General features: G+C 27.3%; 24 protein-coding genes. 8 read left to right on the top strand and 16 right to left on the bottom strand.

Features of this window, described 5'->3' with window-relative positions:
- Positions 1 to 42: 42 nt before the first annotated feature.
- From VIM70_RS10730 to VIM70_RS10720, 3 genes are all read right to left on the bottom strand, one after another.
- Positions 43 to 1,200, bottom strand: coding sequence for an amidohydrolase (locus VIM70_RS10730; protein ID WP_331945780.1), 1,158 nt, complete (start codon positions 1,198 to 1,200; stop codon positions 43 to 45).
- A gap of 102 nt (positions 1,201 to 1,302) precedes the next feature.
- Complete coding sequence (locus VIM70_RS10725; protein WP_331945754.1) at positions 1,303 to 3,327, bottom strand: cell division protein FtsA; 2,025 nt, start codon at positions 3,325 to 3,327, stop codon at positions 1,303 to 1,305.
- Positions 3,328 to 3,453: 126 nt separating this feature from the next.
- Positions 3,454 to 3,753 (bottom strand): hypothetical protein, encoded by a 300-nt coding sequence (locus VIM70_RS10720; protein WP_331945753.1) that lies wholly within the window; start codon positions 3,751 to 3,753, stop codon positions 3,454 to 3,456.
- Between the two features lie 328 nt (positions 3,754 to 4,081).
- Between VIM70_RS10720 and VIM70_RS10715 the strand changes: the two genes are divergently transcribed.
- From VIM70_RS10715 to VIM70_RS10705, 3 genes are all read left to right on the top strand, one after another.
- Positions 4,082 to 4,279, top strand: a complete 198-nt coding sequence (locus tag VIM70_RS10715) for a hypothetical protein (protein WP_331945752.1) — start codon at positions 4,082 to 4,084, stop codon at positions 4,277 to 4,279.
- Positions 4,280 to 4,512: 233 nt separating this feature from the next.
- Positions 4,513 to 4,713 carry a hypothetical protein gene (locus tag VIM70_RS10710; protein ID WP_331945751.1) on the top strand — a complete coding sequence of 67 codons (201 nt, stop codon included), beginning with the start codon at positions 4,513 to 4,515 and terminating at the stop codon, positions 4,711 to 4,713.
- 14 nt (positions 4,714 to 4,727) lie between these two features.
- Positions 4,728 to 5,072 carry a hypothetical protein gene (locus tag VIM70_RS10705; protein ID WP_331945750.1) on the top strand — a complete coding sequence of 115 codons (345 nt, stop codon included), beginning with the start codon at positions 4,728 to 4,730 and terminating at the stop codon, positions 5,070 to 5,072.
- A 142-nt stretch (positions 5,073 to 5,214) separates the two neighbouring features.
- Here VIM70_RS10705 and VIM70_RS10700 read toward each other — a convergent pair whose 3' ends face one another.
- Both VIM70_RS10700 and VIM70_RS10695 read right to left on the bottom strand, forming a co-directional pair.
- The gene (locus VIM70_RS10700) at positions 5,215 to 5,478 is read right to left on the bottom strand and encodes a zinc ribbon domain-containing protein (RefSeq protein WP_331945749.1); all 264 of its coding nucleotides are present in this window, start codon (positions 5,476 to 5,478) and stop codon (positions 5,215 to 5,217) included.
- Positions 5,479 to 5,517: 39 nt separating this feature from the next.
- On the bottom strand, positions 5,518 to 5,925 hold the full coding sequence (locus tag VIM70_RS10695) for a 3'-5' exonuclease (protein ID WP_331945779.1): 408 nt from the start codon (positions 5,923 to 5,925) through the stop codon (positions 5,518 to 5,520).
- Positions 5,926 to 6,483: 558 nt separating this feature from the next.
- Here VIM70_RS10695 and VIM70_RS10690 point away from each other — a divergent pair.
- Complete coding sequence (locus tag VIM70_RS10690) at positions 6,484 to 6,792, top strand: hypothetical protein (RefSeq protein ID WP_331945748.1); 309 nt, start codon at positions 6,484 to 6,486, stop codon at positions 6,790 to 6,792.
- An 857-nt stretch (positions 6,793 to 7,649) separates the two neighbouring features.
- Here VIM70_RS10690 and VIM70_RS10685 read toward each other — a convergent pair.
- The 3 genes from VIM70_RS10685 to VIM70_RS10675 all read right to left on the bottom strand — a co-directional run bounded on the left by VIM70_RS10685 (position 7,650) and on the right by VIM70_RS10675 (position 11,140).
- The gene (locus VIM70_RS10685; protein WP_331945747.1) at positions 7,650 to 8,480 is read right to left on the bottom strand and encodes a hypothetical protein; all 831 of its coding nucleotides are present in this window, start codon (positions 8,478 to 8,480) and stop codon (positions 7,650 to 7,652) included.
- A 317-nt stretch (positions 8,481 to 8,797) separates the two neighbouring features.
- Positions 8,798 to 10,195 carry a KAP family P-loop NTPase fold protein gene (locus VIM70_RS10680; RefSeq protein WP_331945746.1) on the bottom strand — a complete coding sequence of 466 codons (1,398 nt, stop codon included), beginning with the start codon at positions 10,193 to 10,195 and terminating at the stop codon, positions 8,798 to 8,800.
- A 306-nt stretch (positions 10,196 to 10,501) separates the two neighbouring features.
- Entirely contained in the window at positions 10,502 to 11,140 is a 639-nt protein-coding gene (locus tag VIM70_RS10675; RefSeq protein WP_331945745.1) for a recombinase family protein, read from the bottom strand.
- A gap of 333 nt (positions 11,141 to 11,473) precedes the next feature.
- Between VIM70_RS10675 and VIM70_RS10670 the strand changes: the two genes are divergently transcribed.
- From VIM70_RS10670 to VIM70_RS10660, 3 genes are all read left to right on the top strand, one after another.
- Positions 11,474 to 12,103, top strand: a complete 630-nt coding sequence (locus tag VIM70_RS10670) for a hypothetical protein (protein ID WP_331945744.1) — start codon at positions 11,474 to 11,476, stop codon at positions 12,101 to 12,103.
- 53 nt (positions 12,104 to 12,156) lie between these two features.
- On the top strand, positions 12,157 to 12,429 hold the full coding sequence (locus tag VIM70_RS10665) for a hypothetical protein (protein WP_331945743.1): 273 nt from the start codon (positions 12,157 to 12,159) through the stop codon (positions 12,427 to 12,429).
- 142 nt (positions 12,430 to 12,571) lie between these two features.
- Entirely contained in the window at positions 12,572 to 13,588 is a 1,017-nt protein-coding gene (locus VIM70_RS10660) for a restriction endonuclease (protein WP_331945742.1), read from the top strand.
- A gap of 1,307 nt (positions 13,589 to 14,895) precedes the next feature.
- On the opposite strand, the gene VIM70_RS10655 is transcribed toward VIM70_RS10660, so the two are convergent.
- The 3 genes from VIM70_RS10655 to VIM70_RS10645 all read right to left on the bottom strand — a co-directional run bounded on the left by VIM70_RS10655 (position 14,896) and on the right by VIM70_RS10645 (position 17,997).
- A complete protein-coding gene (locus VIM70_RS10655; RefSeq protein WP_331945741.1) occupies positions 14,896 to 16,011 on the bottom strand; it encodes a hypothetical protein in 1,116 nt (371 codons plus the stop codon).
- A gap of 283 nt (positions 16,012 to 16,294) precedes the next feature.
- The gene (locus VIM70_RS10650; RefSeq protein WP_331945739.1) at positions 16,295 to 16,687 is read right to left on the bottom strand and encodes a hypothetical protein; all 393 of its coding nucleotides are present in this window, start codon (positions 16,685 to 16,687) and stop codon (positions 16,295 to 16,297) included.
- Between the two features lie 470 nt (positions 16,688 to 17,157).
- Entirely contained in the window at positions 17,158 to 17,997 is an 840-nt protein-coding gene (locus tag VIM70_RS10645; protein WP_331945738.1) for a hypothetical protein, read from the bottom strand.
- Between the two features lie 293 nt (positions 17,998 to 18,290).
- Here VIM70_RS10645 and VIM70_RS10640 point away from each other — a divergent pair, with 293 nt between their 5' ends.
- Positions 18,291 to 19,304, top strand: coding sequence for a helix-turn-helix transcriptional regulator (locus VIM70_RS10640; protein WP_331945737.1), 1,014 nt, complete (start codon positions 18,291 to 18,293; stop codon positions 19,302 to 19,304).
- A gap of 79 nt (positions 19,305 to 19,383) precedes the next feature.
- On the opposite strand, the gene VIM70_RS10635 is transcribed toward VIM70_RS10640, so the two are convergent.
- The 5 genes from VIM70_RS10635 to VIM70_RS10615 all read right to left on the bottom strand — a co-directional run bounded on the left by VIM70_RS10635 (position 19,384) and on the right by VIM70_RS10615 (position 22,173).
- Positions 19,384 to 20,601: an HNH endonuclease gene (locus tag VIM70_RS10635; protein ID WP_331945736.1), complete on the bottom strand. Its 1,218-nt coding sequence runs from the start codon at positions 20,599 to 20,601 to the stop codon at positions 19,384 to 19,386.
- A gap of 454 nt (positions 20,602 to 21,055) precedes the next feature.
- Positions 21,056 to 21,277, bottom strand: a complete 222-nt coding sequence (locus tag VIM70_RS10630) for a hypothetical protein (protein ID WP_331945735.1) — start codon at positions 21,275 to 21,277, stop codon at positions 21,056 to 21,058.
- Between the two features lie 22 nt (positions 21,278 to 21,299).
- Positions 21,300 to 21,608, bottom strand: a complete 309-nt coding sequence (locus tag VIM70_RS10625) for a hypothetical protein (RefSeq protein WP_331945734.1) — start codon at positions 21,606 to 21,608, stop codon at positions 21,300 to 21,302.
- Position 21,609: 1 nt separating this feature from the next.
- Complete coding sequence (locus VIM70_RS10620) at positions 21,610 to 21,795, bottom strand: hypothetical protein (protein WP_331945733.1); 186 nt, start codon at positions 21,793 to 21,795, stop codon at positions 21,610 to 21,612.
- A gap of 84 nt (positions 21,796 to 21,879) precedes the next feature.
- The gene (locus tag VIM70_RS10615) at positions 21,880 to 22,173 is read right to left on the bottom strand and encodes a hypothetical protein (RefSeq protein ID WP_331945732.1); all 294 of its coding nucleotides are present in this window, start codon (positions 22,171 to 22,173) and stop codon (positions 21,880 to 21,882) included.
- Positions 22,174 to 22,817: the final 644 nt, after the last annotated feature.

Raw genomic sequence — 22,817 nt, 5'->3', positions numbered from 1 at the left:
TTAAAAAAATTACATCGAACATCAATTATATACTAATATGTGTTAAGATTTCAACAAAAATTCATAAGCTAGTTTACATTGCATTGCTACACCTATAGATAAACAGCTCTCGTCTATGTCAAATAAACTTCCATGAGCAGGATTTACTATACCTTTCTCCTTGTTCCCACTTCCTAAAAAGTAAAATAAAGATGGTCTTTCCATAGAGAAATAAGCAAAACTTTCCACACCCATTGTAGGCTGATCTAATTTATAAACATTGCTCTCACCAATCAATTCACTTGCCTTATCCTCAAACATGTCTGCAAGCTCATCACTATTATAAAGGCAAGGATAACTTTCTTCTATGTTAATTTCACATTTCCCTCTCATAGATTGTACTATACCTTCTACTACTTGAACTAATCTTGTCTTTATATATTCCCTATGTTCACTCTTCATAGTCCTAATAATTCCTTCTATTGTAACGTCTTCTGGTATAATATTTTGAGCTGTGCCTCCATGAATGGAACCAATAGTGATTACAGCAGGGTCTGTTGGTGGTATTTCACGGCTTACAATAGTTTGAAGGGCTACAATAACGTTGCTAGCTATTACAATGGGATCTATAGTCATATGTGGACTTGCACCATGCCCCCCTTTTCCTATAATTTTTATAGTAAATGGATTTGATGCGGCATATGCTACTCCTCTTTTTAAACCAACAGTTCCCGCTTCTAACCACTCTTCTACATGAAGCCCAATAACAGCATCCACATTCGGATTTTCAAGTACTCCCTCTTTAATCATTAAAGGAGACCCACCAGTAGTTTCTTCTGCTGGTTCAAAAAACAATTTAACATTTCCTGGAATTTTTCCTTTCATATTATTTAATATTTTTGCAGCCCCTAGAAGTATAGTGGTATGAGCATCATGCCCACAAGCATGCATTCTACCACTAATACTAGATGAGTAATCGCATATTTTTTTATCTTGCAAAGGAAGTGCATCCATATCTGCTCTTAGAGCAATAGTTTTTTCGCCATTTCCTCTAATAATAGCACAGATTCCGGTTTGTGCTACTTCATAAAATTCAATGCCTTCCTTTGACAAAAAATCTTTTACCTTTTGTGAAGTTCTAAATAAATCAAACCCAAGTTCTGGATTTTTATGTAAATCACGCCTTATGTCTATCAATTCACTCTCAATAACTTTTGCCATATTTAAAAAATTCAATAATTACACCTCTTTATTTATAATTCATCTTTAAAAATAATTAGCTACTATATTAACCTTATCTATTTTGTTTCACAAAGCTTAATACTATTTGTCCCAATATACCACAATTTTATCTCCATCTTTTATAGGCTGATAATAACTAGCTTTGCTTTCATTTATCATTAATATTAGGTTTCCTTTTGAAATAGTCAAATCAAATTGTACATAATCAAATATATCCACAAATACATATTTCTCTTTATTTTTAAGGGTTATATTTTTTTTATTAACTTCAATATTTACTTCTACCACTTTTTTATCATTGCCTATGGCTAATTCTTTTTCTGTTTCTATGTGGGCTTCCTTTTTAGCTATTTCTTTTTTAACTTTTACATGTTTTATATATATCCTATCCCCTTCTTTTATAATATAATCCTCTTGCAGATCTTCATTACCCATTATAAAAGTTGAACCTGGAAATTTGTCACCAAAATATTTTGCATATTCATTAATAGAAGTAGGAAATTTAATTATAACCTCGTCATCTTCTTTTATTGTAGCATTTATTAATACCCTTTCGCCATTAATGAATGCTGCCGGCTCCATATTATGTATTACATCCTCAATATAAAAACTAACTGCTTGAATGTTCTTCACATACTCCATAACTTTAGGCTCCGCACTTTTTCCATCCTTGCAGAAAATAACTTCAATAATGTCACCTTCAACTACATCCGAATCAATATTGCAAGGTAAGTTATTAATCTTAATTTCAGCCCCTTTAGCTAAACTTCCAAAGGCCACTCGTTTTATTTCATTAACACTGAACCTAATATTAGGCCCATTCTTTCCAATCAATATTTTCGGATTAATACCTTCCTGAACCAATACGTCCATAACCGTATGTTTATGTGCATTAAAAAGACTTACCCTCTTGTCATTTATGGTTACATTTACAAAATCATGTCCTAATCTCTTTATTGATATTAATGCTATACCTAAAACTGTAACTCCAATTGATCCTAATTTACCATCGCATAAACATTCAGCTACAGATTCCCTACCTTTAATTGCAATTCGCTGAATTGGCAAGTTTAAAATTTTAGCTATATTTTCTTTAATAAAAGGTGTATGTGCTCCCCCTCCAACAAGAAATACAGCATTTGGAGCCTTGCCTCCATTTAATTCAATTATTCTATTACCTATTTCTTCTGAAATCTTCATAACTACAGGATTAATTATTTTTAGTATTTCCTCTGGCTCTATCTCGCTTTCAAGTCCTAAAACATCTATGTACAATATTTTATTTTTTCCCGAGCATTCCTTTTTTATTTTCTCAGCAGTGTTAAAATCAACTAAATATGCTTGAGCTATTGTTTCAGTTACCTCATCCCCAGCCATCGGCACCATACCATATGCGCTTATGCTGTCCTTACTACTAATAGCAATATCAGAAGTACCTGCGCCAATATCCACTAAAGCTAAATTTAAAAGTCTCAAATTTTGTGGCACGGCTGCCTCCATTGCTGCTATTGGCTCTAGTGTTAAACTTACAACCTCAAGTCCAGCTTTATTCATAACAGCATAAAGGCTATCAACTACTGAACGTGGAAGGAAGGTGGCAATTATCTCCACTGCAATCTTTTCTCCTTTATGGGAGTTTAGATTTGTTATTATATATCCATTTAAATAGTAATTCTTCACACTATAACCGACGCAATAAAGTTTACCTCGCGAAGTACGTGCAACTTTCTCCTCCGCCATTTTAACTGCAGTAAGCTCTAAGCTTCTAATTACTTCCCTATCGATTTCTTTATCATCATCTATCTCTATTTCAGATTTAATTGTAGTTGTCCTTAAAAACCTTCCAGCAGCCGCAATAGCTACTTTAGTCAATGAGAGATTTAGGTTATCCTCCAATTCTTTTTTCACCTTTAATACTCCACTAGCCACCAATTGAATATCATGAATTTGTCCATCAATCATAGCTCTTTCTTCATGTTCTATATAACTCTCAAAAAGAACTTGAAATTTTTTCTCGTGAATAACTCCAACTGTCCCTATGATGGATCTTGTTCCTATATCTAAAGCAAATATCATTTGTTCCACATTTACATTTGTGATTTCCATTTTTATACCTCTTCTTCACAAAATTATTAAAATATTTATTAAGCTCATATTCCATGAATATGAGCTTATTCTCAGAATGTGAGCTTATTGAAATTATATAACATTATATAGCAACATTCAATAAAACTACTGTAATAACTTAATTACCCCAGAACTTTCCGCTATATAAGGTAATTGTTTTATAATAGTATAAATATATTTTGGTTTTGATTTATCATCTTTTAAAATTTGCTCTATTGATAATTCATTATAGTATAATAACTTACACCAAAAATCCACAAAATCATCTCTTGTAATAAAAATTACATTGTCCTGCTCTTTGACTGTAAATCCGCAACTAAATCTCTCCAAAATTTCTATATCCAAATATTTTTCATTCGACAAGATTAATCGAACATCTTCCCACATTTGCTTAAAGGCAACCATTAAATCCCCTCCTTAATGACCACTCAACTTTGATAATATTTTTTATATGCCATGTAAATGTTTTCTTACAATTACATTATATGTGTTGTTCTTATACCTTGCAACAAGGTATATTATTTAATTCACGAGTCCATACTACAAATAGCTTTTACTAATATTAGTGCAAAGAGCTAAAAGTGATTAATATTTAACTTTTTCAAGCAAATACGGATTTCTTTATATATTAACTAAAAAAAAATAAATGTTTTGTCGTTTCGTGTCACTTAGTGTATAATTAGTGAATAACATAAATTTAAAACACCAATTAAATTTTCAGGAGATGGCCAATATGAAAACTAACCGAGATATTAAATTAAAAATGTTTCTATATGAATATATGGATAAAAATAAAATAATGAATAAAAGCAAGATTTCTAAAAAAGAAAATATAATTGATATGGATGTTAATTTTAAAGAAAAATTAAAACAACGCTTCAAGACATTAGCTTTACTTGACGAAACCAATCAAACCAAATGTAGTCTATAATAAACCAATTTTTAAAAATCAAATGCTTTCACAAAAAAGGAGCTGTACCAAAATAGAATTTAAATTCTATTTTGGTACAGCTCCTTAAGCTTTTGAAATTAAAGAATTGTTATTTAATAGTAAACGTAGAATTAAAATTGTTTTACAGGGTTTATAAGAAGTGATAATATAGGATAGTTCCAAACAAAGAAACTTATTGTCTAATGTCTATTCATTGATAGGAGGTGAAATTAATGAAACTAAAAAGAGCAACTTTCCTTGCAGTTATTGGTTCGGCATTATTTGTTTTAGCGCAATTATATTTTTTATTAACAGAATTGGGAACTATGGAATATTCAATATATATAGGTAGATTATTAAGTGTTTTAAACGAAGTTGGTTATGTATGTCTTCTAATTTTCTTCATAGCTTTATATTCAAATCAAAAAAAATAATAGGGGGACTTTAAATGAATGACATAAATGAAATTTTAGGAGTTAATGAAAAATCAGAGGATGCTGTAGAAGTTAATAATAATGAGAACATAATTGTTATCAGTGAAAATAAGATAGGTAGTACATTAAAAACAATTGGTAAAGCTACATTAATATTAGGTATACTAATAGGTCTTATAGTAGGTTTATCATTAACAACACCAGATCCTGAATATTCTATTTTAACAGAACCAAATCCTTTAAGGTGGACATATGGCATAGCTATAATGGTATCTTCTTTTGTAAGTGGGGTTACATTCTTAGGTTTCGGAGAAGTTATTGTTTTGTTAGATAAAATTAAAAATAATACATCAAAATAATTGATTATACAATAATCACATATCATTTCAATATAAAACTACTTTATTAACTTATGCATATAAAAATCCGTATCCTTTCTTACTTGGATACGGATTATTTAAAGTTGATCTGGTAACACATTAATAAGAATTATTTAAGTTATTAATTTTTCCATCTCTCTAATTTATCTATATTCCTTGCAAAAAATTTTGCCATAAATTTAGGAAATTTCATATCTATCATTTTATTAATTACTCTTTCTTTCATCTCATCTACATTTATATTGGGTAAAGTAAATTTTCCATTCTCGTAGCAATGACTGCAATACATACCACTTTTCTTACCATTTGCTTCAGTTCCTCCACCTTTTTTATCGCCCTTTAATGGCATTCCGCAACTTTGACAGTTTTTATAATCATTTTGCATAGGTCATTTCCTCCCAATATTTATTCCTTACGTTTTACCTTATTCCACCTTTGAAATCAAAGAGTTATTATGCAATACATTAGTATCAAATTTCCTTATAATATCTCCCTCAAACTTTATTTCTAAATCTTTATCTGTAATGGAAATTACTATTCCACTTCCAAAACTTTTATGAAGCACCGTATCCCCCTCTTTAAAAGGTAAGTTTATTCCAGTTACGCCTATAATATTACATTCCTTAATAAATCGTGAGGTTTCTTTCACTTTCCCTTTTACACTTTTAGAAATGCATAACCAAACATTATCAATGGCTCTTGTAATTCCTACATAGAATAGTCTTCTTTCTTCCTCTAAGTTATTTTCTATGCTATTTGCATGAGGGATATTCTCCTCATTACAATTAATAAGGAATACATTTTTAAACTCCATACCTTTTACTCCATGAATTGGTTTTTATAGTGATATATAAGCCTCATCAAGCCTTGATATGGCTAGCTTTAGAAAACATACAATCTATCTAACTAGATATTACTCCATACATTCATCTGTAATTGAAATTATATCATATTAATTGATGTATGGTCTATTGGAATTGTTTTATATATATAACTATATTTCATTTATTCTACAAAAGAAAAAAACCAACATTAAGTTGAGGTTAATTTTGTTTATCTATAAATCCACTACTTTATTAATTATTCAAAATTTCTGCTAAAACTAAAACTAAAAACTTCTTTCCATGAAGTATCTTTAAAACTGAGTTACTGAGTTACTATATTACGCCTCTTAAAAGTTCTATTTTTATTATCATCTACAGTGTTCTAAAACCGTATTCTACCATATGTGTATCCCAATCCATAGGCTTTTTCAAGTGTATAAGAACAAATAAAGTAGAATTTCATCTACTTCTTTTATAATATTTATAAGATATACGTATTTATTTGTACTAGGACAAAGTATATAAGAATATTTATTAATATCTAAACAAGAAATAAGGAGCTTAATTTGAAAGGAATACAAGAGGATTTATTTACTCAACAATTTTATAATATTGATGAAAAATTGAAACCATATGCTTTTAAAATTCTTGATACTTTGTACGTTAATACTGAAAAAGGGTTTAATATTAAAGAATTACATAACAAACTTGAAAATAAAAATATAGTATTCATAAGAAAAGCATTAACTCAACTTGATAAAATCAACTTAATTCAAATTTTAAAGAGTAAATGTAAAAAAACAGAAAAAAGATATTTTATCACAAAGTCTGGAAAACTATTAATTACTAATCACTATAGTGGATTTAGTAAATAATGCAGGGAAATATCCTGCATTTTTTTCAGTCTTTATAAAATTGTTATATTACATTTCACCATGTTATTTAAAATATCAAAAAAGATATGATTTCTTCTGCGTAATCTTTCTTAAACTATTCAGGAGCTTCTTCCATTTTCTTCAGACCATTAATAATTTGATCTATAGATCGTACATCTTTTGCTTCAAAATATTTATAACCATTATCATCAATTTGACATGGAATTGGAAGCATACATTTTTCGAAATTACTAAAACCCCCACATTTTTCTCCCGTACCATCACAATTTTTTAATAAAAGTTTTTTTGCAATCTTTTTACTTTAATTGACAATAAAAGATACGGTTTTCGTCACTACCGTTCTTTTCCCAATATAAATTAAAATTTTCAACTACACTTCCATAAAAATTATGACTTTCAGCAATGTAACTTAATAATTCTTCAATTTTTCCTTTCAGTATATGATTGAAATCTTCTATTTTTGATTCAAATAGTGAAGGAATAGTATCACTTAATTTTCCATCTTTAATAAATTACATATAATGTAACCACCTTTTTTTTAACAAAAATAACTTCAATAATATTTATGTTATTATTAAATATATACTTGTTTTAGTAATAATTATGCTATATCTTACCATTTTATTTGGAAATTATAATAGATTTCGTTGGTTGATGGTAGGAATTATTGAACGCCAATACGATTGTAAACTTGGAAATTCTTCTGTGAATAGAAACATATGTTACCCCTTATATTTTAATTTCATGTTCTTCTCTTACTACACAATATTTTATTAAATGTCTCTAAATCCAAATTTAGCAGTCCCTCAAAATGATAGGTACATACACAGCCTTCTTTATTTAGAATCTGATATCTGTTCTATTGCTTTTATACCTTCTCCTAAAAGAGGTATATTAATATTGAACTGTTCAAGAAACTTTCCACCGAATTTTAATAACGTAATCATAATACCCCTCTTATTAGGATCTTTAAGAAAGTCTTTTGTTTTCCTAACAAACTTTCTACACCAATTCTTTTTTGACATAATTTCTAATGAACTTTTAAGTTTTAAAAAATCTTCATTTAATTTATCTATCTCTATTTTTAAATTGTTTTTATCTAATATAATAGCTTTTAACTGTTCCTCAAATTTAATTTGCATTTCATTTAATTTATCATTAAAAGATTCCTTTTCCTCTTGTGAAAACATTTCATTATCATCTATTTGTTCATCTATTTGTTTTTCTATATCATCAAACCTACTTATATATATATCAAATTCTTTATTGCTCTTATGCGGAGTTGTATCAGTATTTTTAAAATTAGTTATTAATTTTTCAAGTTCTTCATGTAAATAATTTTTCCATAACTTTATTTCCTTTTTAACATCTTCAAAACCATGGAAGCTAAAGTTTTCAATTATATTATATCTACCTGGGGATATTGAACCTCTAAAAACATAAATCCATTCATTTCTCCGTCGAAACGCTGTATTATACAATCCATCATTAACAGCGACCTCTTCTTTTTTACTAGGTATTTTAAAATGAAAATTATAATTATTATTACTATAAATATATTTTATATAAATATCCTCAGAAATTGAATTTGTTATTAAAAAATCATCTTCATCAAATATATTACAATTTAATACGCTTTTAATTTCTCCCACAAAATCATATGGCATTTAAGATTCCCCCTTTTACTAGTAGCTCCTATTTACATTTCTAATTTTTAATGTTAATTTTTAACTTATTATTACTATTCTACCACATTTATGGGTATTTACTTTAAAATCAATATTTTATTGTGATTGACCTACTCCTGGTATATATGTCTATGCTAATTAATTAATAAATGAACTCTAAGCCCATTAAAATAAATAAAAAAGAAAAGATTTATTCTCCTCATGTTACATTCCTATCAATATTGCCCTGCTATTTTGTTTTTGAACATATAAAGCCTGTGTACTTAGCAGGTCTACATTTTTTATTTCTATTAAAACTATATTTTCACATTATTAGTGAACATAAAATTATTTATAATAGAACATTGATTTTTACTATTCCATAAACATAATAAATTAATTTTTCTAGGTATATCTGTATATGGGTCGACATTAAATTCAATAATATATTTTTGTGAATTTCTATCAGATTGTAAACTTAAATTATTTACATCTGCTAGATGAATTAGCAAAAATTTAGATATTGTATTTATATAAAATGGATGCATCAAATCCCCATTATAGTTATTTATCTCAAAATGTTGCTTATTAATTTCAATTAAATTAACTAGGTTACGAATATCTTCAGTGCTATACTTTCGTTCTAAAATAATCTTGTAGCTATCAGGCTCAAGCATTTTTATAAGCATAAAGAAAATATAAATGTTACTCACCAAACATATATAAGATTCCGTGAATGTTTTTTTATCGTTATTGAAAATATCTACTAAAGGAAGTAAAATTTTCAGATTAATAAATAGCTTATCTAAGTTTCTCAATGAAGTATTCTTACTTTTACTTATCGATTTCAATAGATTCCAAAAATAATCAATATTAATAAAGGTAAAATTATATTCTGATATTAAATAATTTATATACACGTCTAAATTTGGTTCTGGAAGTGTAAATTCCAAATCAATAAATCGTCTTAAATAACCAATACTATCCATGTTATTTCCATATATTGTGCTTACTGAGTGAGACAATTGAGTTTTATCCATAGCTAGAATAAAAATAAAGTTGTCCAAATCAAAGAAATGCTTTATTCTTTCTAATGTTTCTATTGCATATAAAGGTCTACACCTATCTAACTCGTCAATAAAAATTATAACTTTTTTATTTATACTTTGTTGATATTCCATAAGAGCTTTCTTAAACTGTTTTTTTAAACTGCTTTTTTCCTTATAGTCATCAAATATTGTTTCTCCAATCTTAGTTGAAAAGCCTTCTATTTCTTTCTCTGTATCCTTACCTATACTAATTTCAGATAAATCTAATAATCCATGTGTAGCTGTTTTTAAAAGAGATGGAACTCCTTTTTTTATTATCTTAGAACCAATTTTAAATAACTTTGAATCCTTAAATTTAGTACCATTTTCACTAATTAATTCATCTGACATTAAACTAATTAGCGGTACTAAAGGATCTAGACTATCATCGTTTTCCCATGCATTAAAATAAATCGGTTTGAAATCAGCATCATTTTTTAGATGAGTTTCCCACATTTTAATAAAAGTAGTTTTGCCAGTCCCCCATGATGAATCAATAGATAAAACTAAACCAGAATCATATGTATGTAATACTGACATTAAATTATTAATAAATTCTTCTCTATGAAATTTATCATTTATAAAAGGATCATCTTCTGGTATTTCTATACCTTTGTATATTCTCATCTTTGTCCTCCCCTACCTAACCATTTAAATAATAATTATTTTACACATGTGTAATTATATCATAAATTAGTAATGTTTTAGGTAATAGAAAATTTAATAATTGAAATTTTTATTTTTGAATAAAACCAAGAATTTTCATTTTGAATTATGGAAAATTCAAAACTTTTTATTAGTTTTAAAATACTTATTTTATTGCGGAAATTATATCTTATTGAGATTGACCTACTCACCCTATATATGTGTACGTCTAATAAATCAGCAATGTTTTATATCCCCCCCCTTATAATCAATAAAAAAAGAAGAGGTTTATTCCTCTCCCGCTTCATGAATTTTTATATATTTGTATAATGTAGCTCTGCCTATTCCTATCATTTTTGCAAATCCTGTTGCTGTCATATCCCCATATTTACCATCTTTTAATCTTTCATACTCTTTAATAAAATCCTTTGGTAGTTCTACTTGTGGTCTGCCTAATTTTGTACCCTTGGCTCTTGCAACTGCTAGTCCTTGATTAATTCTTGAAACTGTTTTCTCTCTCTCCTGCTGTGCCATATGTGCTTTTAAAGTAATTACAATATCAACAACCATGTTATATATACTACTGTCCTGTGCCTTCTTAAATTCATTCATATATGGAATATCTAATGCAATAACCCTGATGCCTTTGAATTTTAAATCCTTTAATTCTGCAATAACATCATCTGCATCTCTACCCAATCTATCTAAATCAGTAATAATAAGTATATCATCTTTTCTTAATGTCTTAGTTTTTAAATCCTTAAACACTTCCCTGTGGTCTGCCTTTACTGTTCCACTTACTCTCTCCTCAACTATTTCATCAAACTTAAAATCATTCTCTTTTGCATATGATACAAGTGTTATTCTTTGCCTATCTGTGGTCTGCTTTTCCTTTTGTGTGCTTATTCGCATATATCCATATATCATATATAATCACTCTCTTTCATTAATTTATCTTATGATTACATTATAACTGTCTATGAAATCATATACAAGTTTCGTAGACACTTGTTAGAGTAAATTAGTATGATTTAGCTACTTCAATCTATGGTTATCTCTGCTTTTCTTATGTCTATGAAATCATATGATTTATAGACATAAATAAATGGTAATTGTTGTGATAGATAAAATACTTTATAGGAGATGCTCCAAATGAATATTTTGTTTATTAATTAAATTAAAGGACTTTGAAGGAATTTATAGAAGTGTACTATATAATTACATAATTGTAATTATATAAAAAGAATTGAGGTGGATATAATGAAAAGTTCAACATTTAAATTGTTTGAAAATAAATTTATTGATTTACATGATGGTACTTGTGAATATAAAATTGATTTATTGCCTGCTTACGCAATAAATTACACAGAATTATTTATTGGTGGATTATCGCATACAGAAGGCATCAATTATAAGTTAGATATAGAAAATTCAAGGTTGGTTATTACTTATGACTATTCTACTTGTATTGAACAGGCTCAGTCGCAAGAGAATACTTTATTAATTAACTACTTTGGTATACGAGATTATACTTTGCTTTTCCCTAAAATAAGCGATTCAATTCTTGCAAAAAGGTTAGGCGAGTTTTATGAAGATTCAGAAAAATGTTTTGATAATAATGCTTGGTTACCATACTCGTTAATGTGTGGAGCAATATTTGAAGGAATACTATTTTCAAAATATAATAAAAATGATAAATTTTGCACATTGATAGAATCTGCTCTTAGTCTGAAGGATATTGACGAAACAACAGCTAAGATTATGAATGATACAAGAAATACAAGAAATCTAGTTCATTCCAACAGATGCAAAACAGACTATACATCTAGACTTAACGCAATGGATATAAGAACGACAATGGATAAGTTGATTAAAGAATTTAAATATTAATTAAAGATGAAATATTAACTCTTCAGCTATATAGTGGAAGCAATATCCATCATGTGGCTTTTCTTGTTTTGATAGCGATATTCGCTGCCTTAGGTATTAGTTTACTTCTTGCTTTAGAATCCTTAGTTTTCTCAGGTTGTACAGTTTTATTTGTTTTTACAATAAAATTTTTATTAGTTGAATTTACTTGGGCTTTTGGAGAAATACCCACACCTGTAAAAAATAACATTACAGATAATACTCCAACAATTAATGCTTTTTTATCTTTAGATTTTATTCCTTTAAATAAAATGGCATTAGGTACATTACAAATAGCCAAAATTTAATATAGTGTTAGGTGAAGTAGATAATAAAAGCATAGAATTTTCATAAATCATAAATAAAGGATAAATTTGGATGAAATTTATGATAGAATAATAGAGTCAAGTAAAATACTTAAACTCTACTTTATTCTATAAAATTATTATTATGGGGATGGTTATTATTGATTTTATTATAAAAAATATCTTTTTCTTTTTTATTATATCTGTATTAATATATTTATGGATAATATTTATAAGAGAATCTATTTTTAAAAAATGTGCTACTAAAGTTAAAAAATTAAACCCACAGTCCAGTAGATATTCAAATACTAAACCAAGAGTAGACTATGTAACTGGGAAAGTTGTAATTATAGAAGACCTTAACGGAAATTTTATAAGAGTAGAAGATATAGATGAATTCATGTTGAATAATAAGGATTATGAGTTTAATAAAAACCCTAATATAAATAATATATCTTCAAAAGAAATTAATACATCTAAAAATCAAAGCGTACAGCATAACCATAATATAATTAATAAAACGTTGAAAGATATTAAAATATCTGAAACTGAAAGATTGCAGAAAATGCTTGATATTTATTGGAACGGTAAATGGAAAGATAATAAAGAGATAGGGAAAATTTATGAACGTTATATAGGATTCTTATGGGAAGAAAATGGTTTTAAGGTTGAGTATCATGGTATTAATTTGGGACTTAAAGACGAAGGAATTGACCTAATATGTAAGAAAGGAAATCTAATAGAGCTAATACAATGTAAGTATTGGGGTAAAGAGAAAACAATCTATGAGAAACATATTAAACACCTAAATGGATCCACCAATTACTACAAAAATCAAAATGATAAAAATAATGAAATAAGTCTGATAGAGGGGGAGAAAAAAATATTCCTTCATCCAGTATTTATTACATCAACTCAACTTTCTGAGGTAGCAAAAGATGTAGCAAGAAGTTTAAAAGTGGAAATTATAGAAGGGAAGCTATTAGATAGAACCTATCCATCAATAAAATGCAATGTTTCTAATAATGGAAATAAGATATATCATCTTCCTTTTGATGGTCTATATGACAGAACTAAGGTTAATAAGAAAGGCAAAGGCGAATGTTATGTTAGGACAGTAGAAGAGGCTGAGAGACTCGGTTTTAGACATACTAATAACTAAATTTAATATCAAAGTTATGTATAATATCTAAACTTGGACTTTAAGAAAACATAATAGACTTTTAATCCTAATATTAAATGCTACAAAGTAACACCCCAGTGAGACTAAATGGTGCTATAAAGCAAGAATAATATGGTATAATATAACTATACAAAGGATTACGGAGGTCTTATTATTATAAGGAAATAAGGGGGGAATAAAATTGAAAATTATATCTATTTTAACCATATTAGAGGGAGTGCTATCATTAAAGCAGTAAGAAGTGAACTTATAATTTTCTTATTCAAAATAAATTACCCCCTAATAATTAAATAATAATTTATACTTAAATTCAACGTTTAATAGTTACAAATAAATTAGTTCAATTTTGTAATAAATTACTATTTTATTATACATTAAATATAATACTTAAATATCCTCTATTTTTACATTCATTTTGTTTTCTTTTGAAAGATCGGGTATATTCTCCATCAATATTCTTTTACCTTTATGTTCCTTCACACTCTCATAAACTAATCAAAACAAAAATTCATCTCGTATTGTATCTCGTAATATTATTACGTATACCTTATATATAGCCATTTAAGGGACATTTCATATTAATCATTATAATATTGATTATATCTTTATAACCGTTACATAGCAGCACTTTAAGCCTATATCATAGCATTTATATTAATTGTTTCGTGGTATAACTCAGATATGCATTTTGACCACATCATTATGCTAACAAATCTAAAATAAAAAAGAACCTACAGTTAAAATCACTGCAAGTTCTCCTTTATTGCATACGATATTAAAAATAAGAAACTCTTCACAATAAAAGTATTGTTTTAATTGCTTTATACTTTACAACCATACAGCACCTTTAAAAATTCCATATATTTATGTTAAGATGCTTAAAGAAACTCATGATATATCGTCATATTCTATCTAAACTCTATGTCATTACTCAAAAAAGTAATACCTTATCTACGCTGTAAATCATAAATTTTTTTTTCATTATATTGTCATCTTGTCAGTATTAAAACGGTATTTATTTTGTATATAATATTTGTAAAGTTCAAAAGCAAGACCTTACCTTGTTGCCACAAGGTAACCAATGGCTATAGTCCACCCAAAAGAAGGGTGTCCTATAACATTAATTTATTTTATTTTTTAGAAGTTTACGTATATTTATAATCTTGGAGGGGTTTGCCAACAAGAGCTTTAAACTTTCTTTTATTAAGTTGGCTATTTTCAAACCTACCAATATATATTATTATATAGGGTGTTTGATAATAGGCAAATTTTTTTATATAGTTTTATTATAAATCCATAATTTTTTTTATTCCTAAACGTCTACTTTCTTTATCTTCTTTATTACTCTGAATCATTTGTTTAGTTATATCTTTTTTTTTACAATTAATTACAGCATCAATAATTTTACTGTTATCCTCAACATATGTATCTTCAATTCTACGGTCAGTTTTCATTTCTATATATCTCTCTTTTTTATCTCCTGTAAGTGTTTCTTTTGTTTCTAATGCTTTTAATTTTCTATGTTCTGCATTCTCAATTATATTATTAGATATAATACCATTTAATGTTATTTTAATTTCTCTCCTTTCCTCTTGCTCTAGTATCCAAATGTTAATTTTGTCTAATTCTTGGATTACTTTTTCATGAAATATCACATCGTAAGACTTATAATAATATAATATTTTAGTATTTTCTCTTAGTAAAGCACATACTCTATCATTAAATTCTTTATATCTATCTTTCAGAACTGCATCTTGTTTACTTTCCAGTTCCATTTCTTCTAATACCTTGTTTTCCATATGTAATATAGTGTCTCTTTCTTCTGCATTAGCTGTTCTATGTTCTTCATTCTTTTTTATGGATAGATTATCCTCATTAAGAATAATTATATCATCTTCACTTACGTCAATGGCAACTGTCATAACTATATTCCAACTTACTAAACATTTATTTGCTAATTGATTAAATGCTCTTTCAACTGAGTCAAGCATATTTCTATTGTTTAGCATATAAAATTCTTTAATATTATCAGTATCAACATTTATATAATTACCTAATACTGCTCGATTAAATTTGCCAAAGGAATAATTATCATTTACCATTTCTAACGACCTTAACATTTTATCTCTACTTGAATATATTTTTCTCTCTTTTGTGATTTGATACTTTTGGACTAATAAATCTAATACTAATTTTTCAATGTATTTGCCATATAAATTATTGTTATTTCTACTTCCTTCTGCTAAACCACGATTATCAATCTTTTTCAAAGCTACGTCATATTTTTCAGTAAATATATATCCATTACCATCTCTTTCTATTTTAAAATATCTGCTCCATTCTTCAATTTGTGAAGTCTTAGAGCAACCACTTTTAATTTTCTCATCTAATACCTCACACACCTCTTTATAACTTTTATACTTTAAATTTAATTCTATATTCTCATTTTTCGTAATTGTTTACACCCCCACCATAATATTTTATATTTATCATTATTAATCACGTTCCTTTCATATTTAATAAAATTAGTTAACTACTGCCCCAAATGGTTGAATATTATTTTTACTTCAGATATGAACTACGGGGAAAGTTAACCTTCCCCTTGATCAAGTAGTATTTAATCTTCTAATGTCTAATTACAACATCTACAATAATACCTACTTACTTCTAAAATCCATTTTATTATTAGGAAACTTCTTTGTATTCTTTTCTTTTTTCGTAATACATGTCATTTGATATTCTACTAATACTGGTCACATTAAGGTACACTTCAAACGCTAAATTGTCATAACCAAACCTTTTTAAAACATCACTTAAATAAACAGTTCCTTTTTCGACACTATTGCTTTTTACAAGCTTACTGCTCCTTTCCTTATTATCTAAAGTCCAAGTCATAGATTTTAATTCAAATAGCATAATATTATTTGTAGGAACTTCCGCATAATGAGGTGAGTTATTTAAATAAATCCTATAACATACTCCATCCTCCTTCTTTACTTCGATAATATCATTTAGTTTAAGCTCTCCACTTTTTTTTGCAGGTGAAGTTCTACATATATTCACAAATTCAAATTCCATAATATTTTAATCTCCTCCCTTATTTTATTTTTGATTTTAATAATCTGTTTCCCAGCGTTCCAAAGCCTTTAAGTCACTGCTATTACCAAGTTAAGCCTTTTATAAGTATTTAAAACTCACATTTTATTGACAATACATTATTATTGTTTTACACTTATGTATATGTATTAATGTTTTTGTTCACCTCCTTTCGTAGTTTTGAATAAAGTTTAGAATTTTGGTTATAATTAAAAGATAGTAATAATAAGGAAAGAACTGCAATTCTCTCCTGTATTAAATATGTCTATACTTTTATTAATTTTCGTCAAGGATATATGCTTGGCTTTTTTGTGTTGTACTAATTAATATTAACAACTCTCTTATATTCCCTCCTTAATTTCCATTAGTCCAATTATAAAAGTAAGTTCCTCATTTTAAAAAGTTGCAGTTAATATTTTTATTTCCCCCTTAGTTCTGTTTTCATTGGTTTTTTATGCTATTTTTGAATACCAATTAGTTATTAAATCTTTTAACATCATCTCATCTGTTATTCCCGACATCATTAAGTTTCCCATAAAATCTTCAGCTTTAGCTATATTATTTAAAGCTTTTTCATTTCCAGAGTCTCTAAATTTATCTCTTAAACTATCTTTCTTATCTAGTCCTAATAGTTCTTTATATTCTTTACAATCCATTCCTAATAAAGAATTATAGACGATATTTGTATATTTAGCATAAATATATCCTTCATATGTGGCTGGGTTCAAAACTTTCTTTATTGTATCAGTTAAACTCTTACGTATTCCTATTCCAAACTTACGTAATACATACATTTCAATTCTTTCATCAGTGACTCTTTTTATTTCTTCAGGAGTCATCTTCTCCATTCCAGCTACATATATTCCATGTTCTCTTAAATTGGGAAGAACGGTTATCGCCAACCATTCTCTAAATTTTTTACCTTGTTCACTATCTACTCTAAAACTCCACAGATACAATTGTGTTTCAGTTATTGTCATAGCTTTTATTTCATTTCTTAATGTCTTTTTCTCTTCATTTGATAGACTTGTAAAATTCCCAAGTGTGGGAATTCTCTCTACACCCACTAAGTCATCATAAACTCTGTCCCATCTAACAGTTACAGATTCAGAACCACCCTTTAAATTACTATTTTTAACAACACCTAATGCTTTTGCACAATCTTCCACATATAAATTAAGCTTATTGTCTTTAGTGATTTCATACCTTATAAAAGCATCTCCATAACTAAATTCATCTGAAAACCCTATCTGTGATTGATGTTCACTTTTAACTACTAAATCATTATTCATTTTTATTGTCTCTCCTTTTTTAATTTACTTTTGTTGACCAAACTATGGAAACATTTAGATTTATTTCCATATTCATATAATACACCCTATATTTTATAATTACAACACTTAATTAAGTAAAATTATAATAATATATAATTATTTTCATTAATTATAGTTTTAAACAGTTAAAATATAGTTGTTATAACTATTTTATGAATTTTTCTATAAAATACTTTGACTTTCCTTAACTATTGGAATATGATGATATTATATACATAAATAATATAAATTAGATTAAGAGGTGAAAATATATGCCAATAATCCAAGTTAATGACACTTTAAGAAATGTAATTAAGGAAGAACGAAAAAAGAGAGGTATTCAAGGTAATGTATTAGCTAAAGATATTAATAAAAGTGCTTCATATATATCACAAATAGAAAGTGGTTCCATAAACTCGATGGACGTAAGTGTTTTATATGCTATATTCAAAAGCATAATAAATTTACCCGAAGAAGATATATTTGATTACCTAATGTCTTTAATTGATGTGAATAAAATAAAACTATCATCTCAAGATATAGAACAAAAGGAATGGTTAATTAATTTAGAATACCAATTTAGGTTATTTCCTATGACAACTCAAATAATAGACTTTTTAAATACTAAACTTTCTGAATTGAATATAACTACTAGGCAGTTAGGTGAATTAATAAATAGTAATGAAGATGTTCCGACTGAAACACTTACTAAATTAAAAGACAATAAGGTATGGGTTCAAGTTTACGAGGATGGAAGAATTCATACTGCAATTAAATTTGTTTTTAAAGAAAATTACATTGATGATATATTAAACAATAAAATAAAGAGTATCAATAAAATAAATATGAGAGGGATATTATATAATATTTGCAAAATCGAAAAAATGAGTTCTACAGATGCTCTATTTAAAGCAGACCAATATTTGAAAGAGTTTAAATTCTTTACACTAGAAGAACGAAATAAGTGGGTGAAAAAATCTAAGTCTGAAAATATTGATCTTGATACGCTTATATTAAAAGAAGATTCTGATTGCAACAAATATATAATCCAAATTATTAAACATTTTGCTACTCTTAGAGATTTTAACTGCCCCTATGGTCTGGACGTATTTTCCAACATGAGTAAATCTCTAGTTGAAAACAAAAGCCTAACTTATGCTCTTATGAAATTAGAATATTTTAAATTAAAGGATTTATCAAATGCTAGAAAAAAAGAGTTTATTGATGATGTAGGACAATTAATTGATAAATATAGCAAACCTAAAGAAGAGGATTTTCTTCTCTAATAAAAGGATAAATTAAAACTTTAGGCGTTGCCAATAATATTGTGTAGAGATTAAAATAAAGAAAAGGTAGAGGACTAAATTATCCTTCTACCTTTTGTTGTTTTATTATTTTCTGTTTCATTACTATTTTTTTAAGAGTTTCTATTTTTATACATGGATACTTCCTGTGCAACATGCGATGACAGCACGAACACAGCATGTCAAAGTCTCTTATATTCGTTTCTGTTTCTCCTTCTCTCTCATTTAGGGGTTCTGTGTGATGTGCTTCTATATATCCTTCCCCTAGTTCACCATATTTTTCATAAAAATTAAAACCACATACTTCACAGAATAAAATCCCCCCATTATTTTTTTTAAAATAGCCTTTTGCTAATTGTACAATCTTGGGATTTCTTTCAATTTTATTATGCATGCATTGTTTTCTAATGCCTTCTTTTACAGATATATTTTCACACATCTCTGTGTTTAAAGCTTCAACTTCACTTATTTCATATTGAGTAATATCAATGTGTATTTTAATAATTGCATTTTCATTATCAAGCAATATTAATGTTTCAATATTACTTTGATTTATTTTCCTATGTCCTCGTAATAAGTCCATATTTTTCAATATACTTCTATATAAACTAATCGGTATGTATAAATATTCGGCAATATATTTTTGATTATGCTTAAATTGTAAATTTAAAATTATTTTCTCTAATTTATAATCAAATTTCTCATTTGCAAATTCTATTTTTTTCTGAGTTCTTTCACTGGCTTTTCCCATTGTAGTATTAAACTTATTATTATACTCATCTATAAAGATATTATATGCATACGTATTATGTATAGCATTAGAGTTTTTCAAATTAAGATTATCAAAGCAATAATCCGAGTATTCTCCCTTTGTCCAAATAACTCTATTAATAAAAACTTCTTTAACTTGTTTTTCAGTAAATTCGGAATACATGTAGTCTTCATATTTTTTTATGCAGTCTTCAACCATAATTTTTGTTTCTTCAATTATCGGCTTCATAAAACCTTCTAACCCACCCCCACCAAACCTAACTTCATTTTTAAAAAATTTTATTAAATATTTAGCAACACCATTTCTATCGTAAATTTCTTTATTAAATTCACTATCTCCTAAGCAACGCAATATAGCATCAGCAAATTTCGAATTGTCTATTTTAGACATGCTCAATCTCCCAACTTGTCCTTTTCTAGCTAAAACATATAGTGCTTTTTCTATATCGGGTTCATTTGTAAACTTTAAAATTATATTTGTAAATTCATTAAATGCATAATTATTCATATATTCACCACTTACTCTCATTTATTTATAATAATATTATATATCACTATTATGTATTATGTATCATCTTTATAAAATATGTGATAAATGGCTCGTTAAACGTTATAAAAGAATATAAACCTAAATTCAATTATATCCTTTATTTATATTAAAGTATTTTTATATTCAAAAAATAAAACATTATTAAAAAATCATCAATATTACGCATTCAAATTACCCCCTAAATCGTTCTAACTAATTTCTAGGTATAAGTTTATATGGGAATATTAAAGTGCCTTATAATTGGTTTTAAAGTGTTCTGTTCATATGGTTATTGATTTATTCCATATTTATGCAATTGTTAGCCTTCTATAATACTATTCAGACGTCCATATGTGCCTTCTAAAACACTTTAGCGATTATTAGGTAATGTTGTAGTTAAATAGGAAAAGGATAGATTTCTCTATCCTTAATATCATCTAAATATTATGTCGGTGATTCCATTTAACCCCTTGGTGGCTATCATTATCATAAAAATTTCTTTACTTAAAAAGCCTAATCCAAATAATACTAATATTACTGCTATTCCAGTATAACCATTTATTTTTTTAATCTTTATATCTTTCTCATATTTAAACATATCTTCTATTCCTTTAGTTGTAAGTGGGAATCTCTTATCTTTTTTAAATAACTTCATATATATATCACTCCTCTATATATCACTCCTCATGTGCTAATAATTCTGTGATATTTTTAAGCATATCTCCAACTATTCCATTCTGCCCACCAACATTATTTGTTCCTAACACATTAAATCCTTTTTTAGTAACTTTTTCTAGTAATATTGCTACATCTTTTATAACACAAAATCCCCCTCCAAGACCAATCATTGTTGCATGGTCTTTGTTTGCCTGTTTTATTACTAGTTTAACCATCATTGTTGTAGCAAATGTAGTTCCAATTCTCATATATTCATCCTTGTACCCAACTAAATGAGCCATAAGCATTCCGTATAATATTAGTCCCATTTTATCTACCTAATTTAGCAACTTGTGCAAATGCTCCTGTGACTGCTGTTACTACTGTTCCAACCATGAGTGTTGTTGTAACTACTTCAACCATACTTGCATCGTCCACTTTATTCATTTTTCCGAGAATCATAGCAACTATTCGACTCGCTATTGATAAGCTACCCATTCCTATTATTATTCCCATATAATATACCTCCTCTGGTACTCTACACATTCCAAAGATTACATTATTTATATATCCTTTGGGATGCATAGAGTTACCTATGCATTAAATTTTTGAAACTTTTTTAGGAAACTGAATGACATTTGATTTCTTCTGTAGTTTTTCTATTTTATACTTATTAAAATTAACTACATTTTTAGGTTCAACTATAATCTTTTTTGGTGAAATAATAGAGCTAATTGTTTTAAATATAAATTCGATAACAAGGTAAATTATTGTTCCTAGATTTGTTAAAATTATTAGGCTTGATGCATTTTTTTTCTTGAAGTTCTTTTTAAATTTTTTAGTGCTACTTTTAGTTATTTTTTGATAAAATAAAAATGATAATAATGTTTTCATTAATAACAACTCCTCTTTAGTAATTATCTTTATAAATGATTATTCTAAATATTTTAAGATTACAATTAACTATTATATAAAACTTATATATGATACTTTACTCATCTTCTAAACTAATCTAACTTATTCTGCTGAGATTAAGACTACTACGTCTTCACTCCTGTTTTTCAGTTGTTTCGCATAGGGATAAATAAGACATAAAAAGTAACATAATTGTTAATCATACTCAAAACATTATTGACTATTTTAAGATAATTCTATAACTTTAGTCATAATAATACTAAAGTTATATGTACCTGAGGTCACACTTTTTTATTTCAAAATGTGCGTTGCCCCAAAAGTTGTCGTACTCGCCGTCCTCACACTTTAATTGATTTCATCAAAGTTAGACTTAGGTACGTTATGTGGTGTACTGTCTTATTATCTATTAGTCATTTATTCCTATAATGTTTTCGTAGTAAATATTTGATTTAATTTTAGTAATGAATAGTCCAAATGTATAATTTGTTTTTGGCAAGCTAAAAACCATGCACTGCGGAACTTAATTTTTCCAGCACCTTATTCCCATTACTGGGGATTCATGGTTGAGTGTGTTAATCGGTAACTTGGGCCGGTAAAGACTAATAAATGACTGTGATGAACAA

Origin of the sequence: Clostridium sp. (assembly GCF_036569345.1) — a bacterium.
Classification (GTDB): Bacteria; Bacillota; Clostridia; order Clostridiales; family Clostridiaceae; genus Clostridium_AD.
Note: the sequence above shows the minus strand (reverse complement) of the source record. Positions and strands in the feature narration are given on the sequence as shown.

What these genes read in the sequence shown, in the direction of transcription:
- VIM70_RS10730 (WP_331945780.1), bottom strand. Translation starts at nt 1,200, where the DNA reads ATGGCAAAAGTTATTGAGAGTGAATTGATAGACATAAGGCGTGATTTA.
- VIM70_RS10725 (WP_331945754.1), bottom strand. Translation starts at nt 3,327, where the DNA reads ATGGAAATCACAAATGTAAATGTGGAACAAATGATATTTGCTTTAGAT.
- VIM70_RS10720 (WP_331945753.1), bottom strand. Translation starts at nt 3,753, where the DNA reads ATGGTTGCCTTTAAGCAAATGTGGGAAGATGTTCGATTAATCTTGTCG.
- VIM70_RS10715 (WP_331945752.1), top strand. Translation starts at nt 4,082, where the DNA reads ATGAAAACTAACCGAGATATTAAATTAAAAATGTTTCTATATGAATAT.
- VIM70_RS10710 (WP_331945751.1), top strand. Translation starts at nt 4,513, where the DNA reads ATGAAACTAAAAAGAGCAACTTTCCTTGCAGTTATTGGTTCGGCATTA.
- VIM70_RS10705 (WP_331945750.1), top strand. Translation starts at nt 4,728, where the DNA reads ATGAATGACATAAATGAAATTTTAGGAGTTAATGAAAAATCAGAGGAT.
- VIM70_RS10700 (WP_331945749.1), bottom strand. Translation starts at nt 5,478, where the DNA reads ATGCAAAATGATTATAAAAACTGTCAAAGTTGCGGAATGCCATTAAAG.
- VIM70_RS10685 (WP_331945747.1), bottom strand. Translation starts at nt 8,480, where the DNA reads ATGCCATATGATTTTGTGGGAGAAATTAAAAGCGTATTAAATTGTAAT.
- VIM70_RS10680 (WP_331945746.1), bottom strand. Translation starts at nt 10,195, where the DNA reads ATGAGAATATACAAAGGTATAGAAATACCAGAAGATGATCCTTTTATA.
- VIM70_RS10675 (WP_331945745.1), bottom strand. Translation starts at nt 11,140, where the DNA reads ATGATATATGGATATATGCGAATAAGCACACAAAAGGAAAAGCAGACC.
- VIM70_RS10670 (WP_331945744.1), top strand. Translation starts at nt 11,474, where the DNA reads ATGAAAAGTTCAACATTTAAATTGTTTGAAAATAAATTTATTGATTTA.
- VIM70_RS10660 (WP_331945742.1), top strand. Translation starts at nt 12,572, where the DNA reads ATGGGGATGGTTATTATTGATTTTATTATAAAAAATATCTTTTTCTTT.
- VIM70_RS10650 (WP_331945739.1), bottom strand. Translation starts at nt 16,687, where the DNA reads ATGGAATTTGAATTTGTGAATATATGTAGAACTTCACCTGCAAAAAAA.
- VIM70_RS10645 (WP_331945738.1), bottom strand. Translation starts at nt 17,997, where the DNA reads ATGAATAATGATTTAGTAGTTAAAAGTGAACATCAATCACAGATAGGG.
- VIM70_RS10640 (WP_331945737.1), top strand. Translation starts at nt 18,291, where the DNA reads ATGCCAATAATCCAAGTTAATGACACTTTAAGAAATGTAATTAAGGAA.
- VIM70_RS10635 (WP_331945736.1), bottom strand. Translation starts at nt 20,601, where the DNA reads ATGAATAATTATGCATTTAATGAATTTACAAATATAATTTTAAAGTTT.
- VIM70_RS10630 (WP_331945735.1), bottom strand. Translation starts at nt 21,277, where the DNA reads ATGAAGTTATTTAAAAAAGATAAGAGATTCCCACTTACAACTAAAGGA.
- VIM70_RS10625 (WP_331945734.1), bottom strand. Translation starts at nt 21,608, where the DNA reads ATGGGACTAATATTATACGGAATGCTTATGGCTCATTTAGTTGGGTAC.
- VIM70_RS10620 (WP_331945733.1), bottom strand. Translation starts at nt 21,795, where the DNA reads ATGGGAATAATAATAGGAATGGGTAGCTTATCAATAGCGAGTCGAATA.
- VIM70_RS10615 (WP_331945732.1), bottom strand. Translation starts at nt 22,173, where the DNA reads ATGAAAACATTATTATCATTTTTATTTTATCAAAAAATAACTAAAAGT.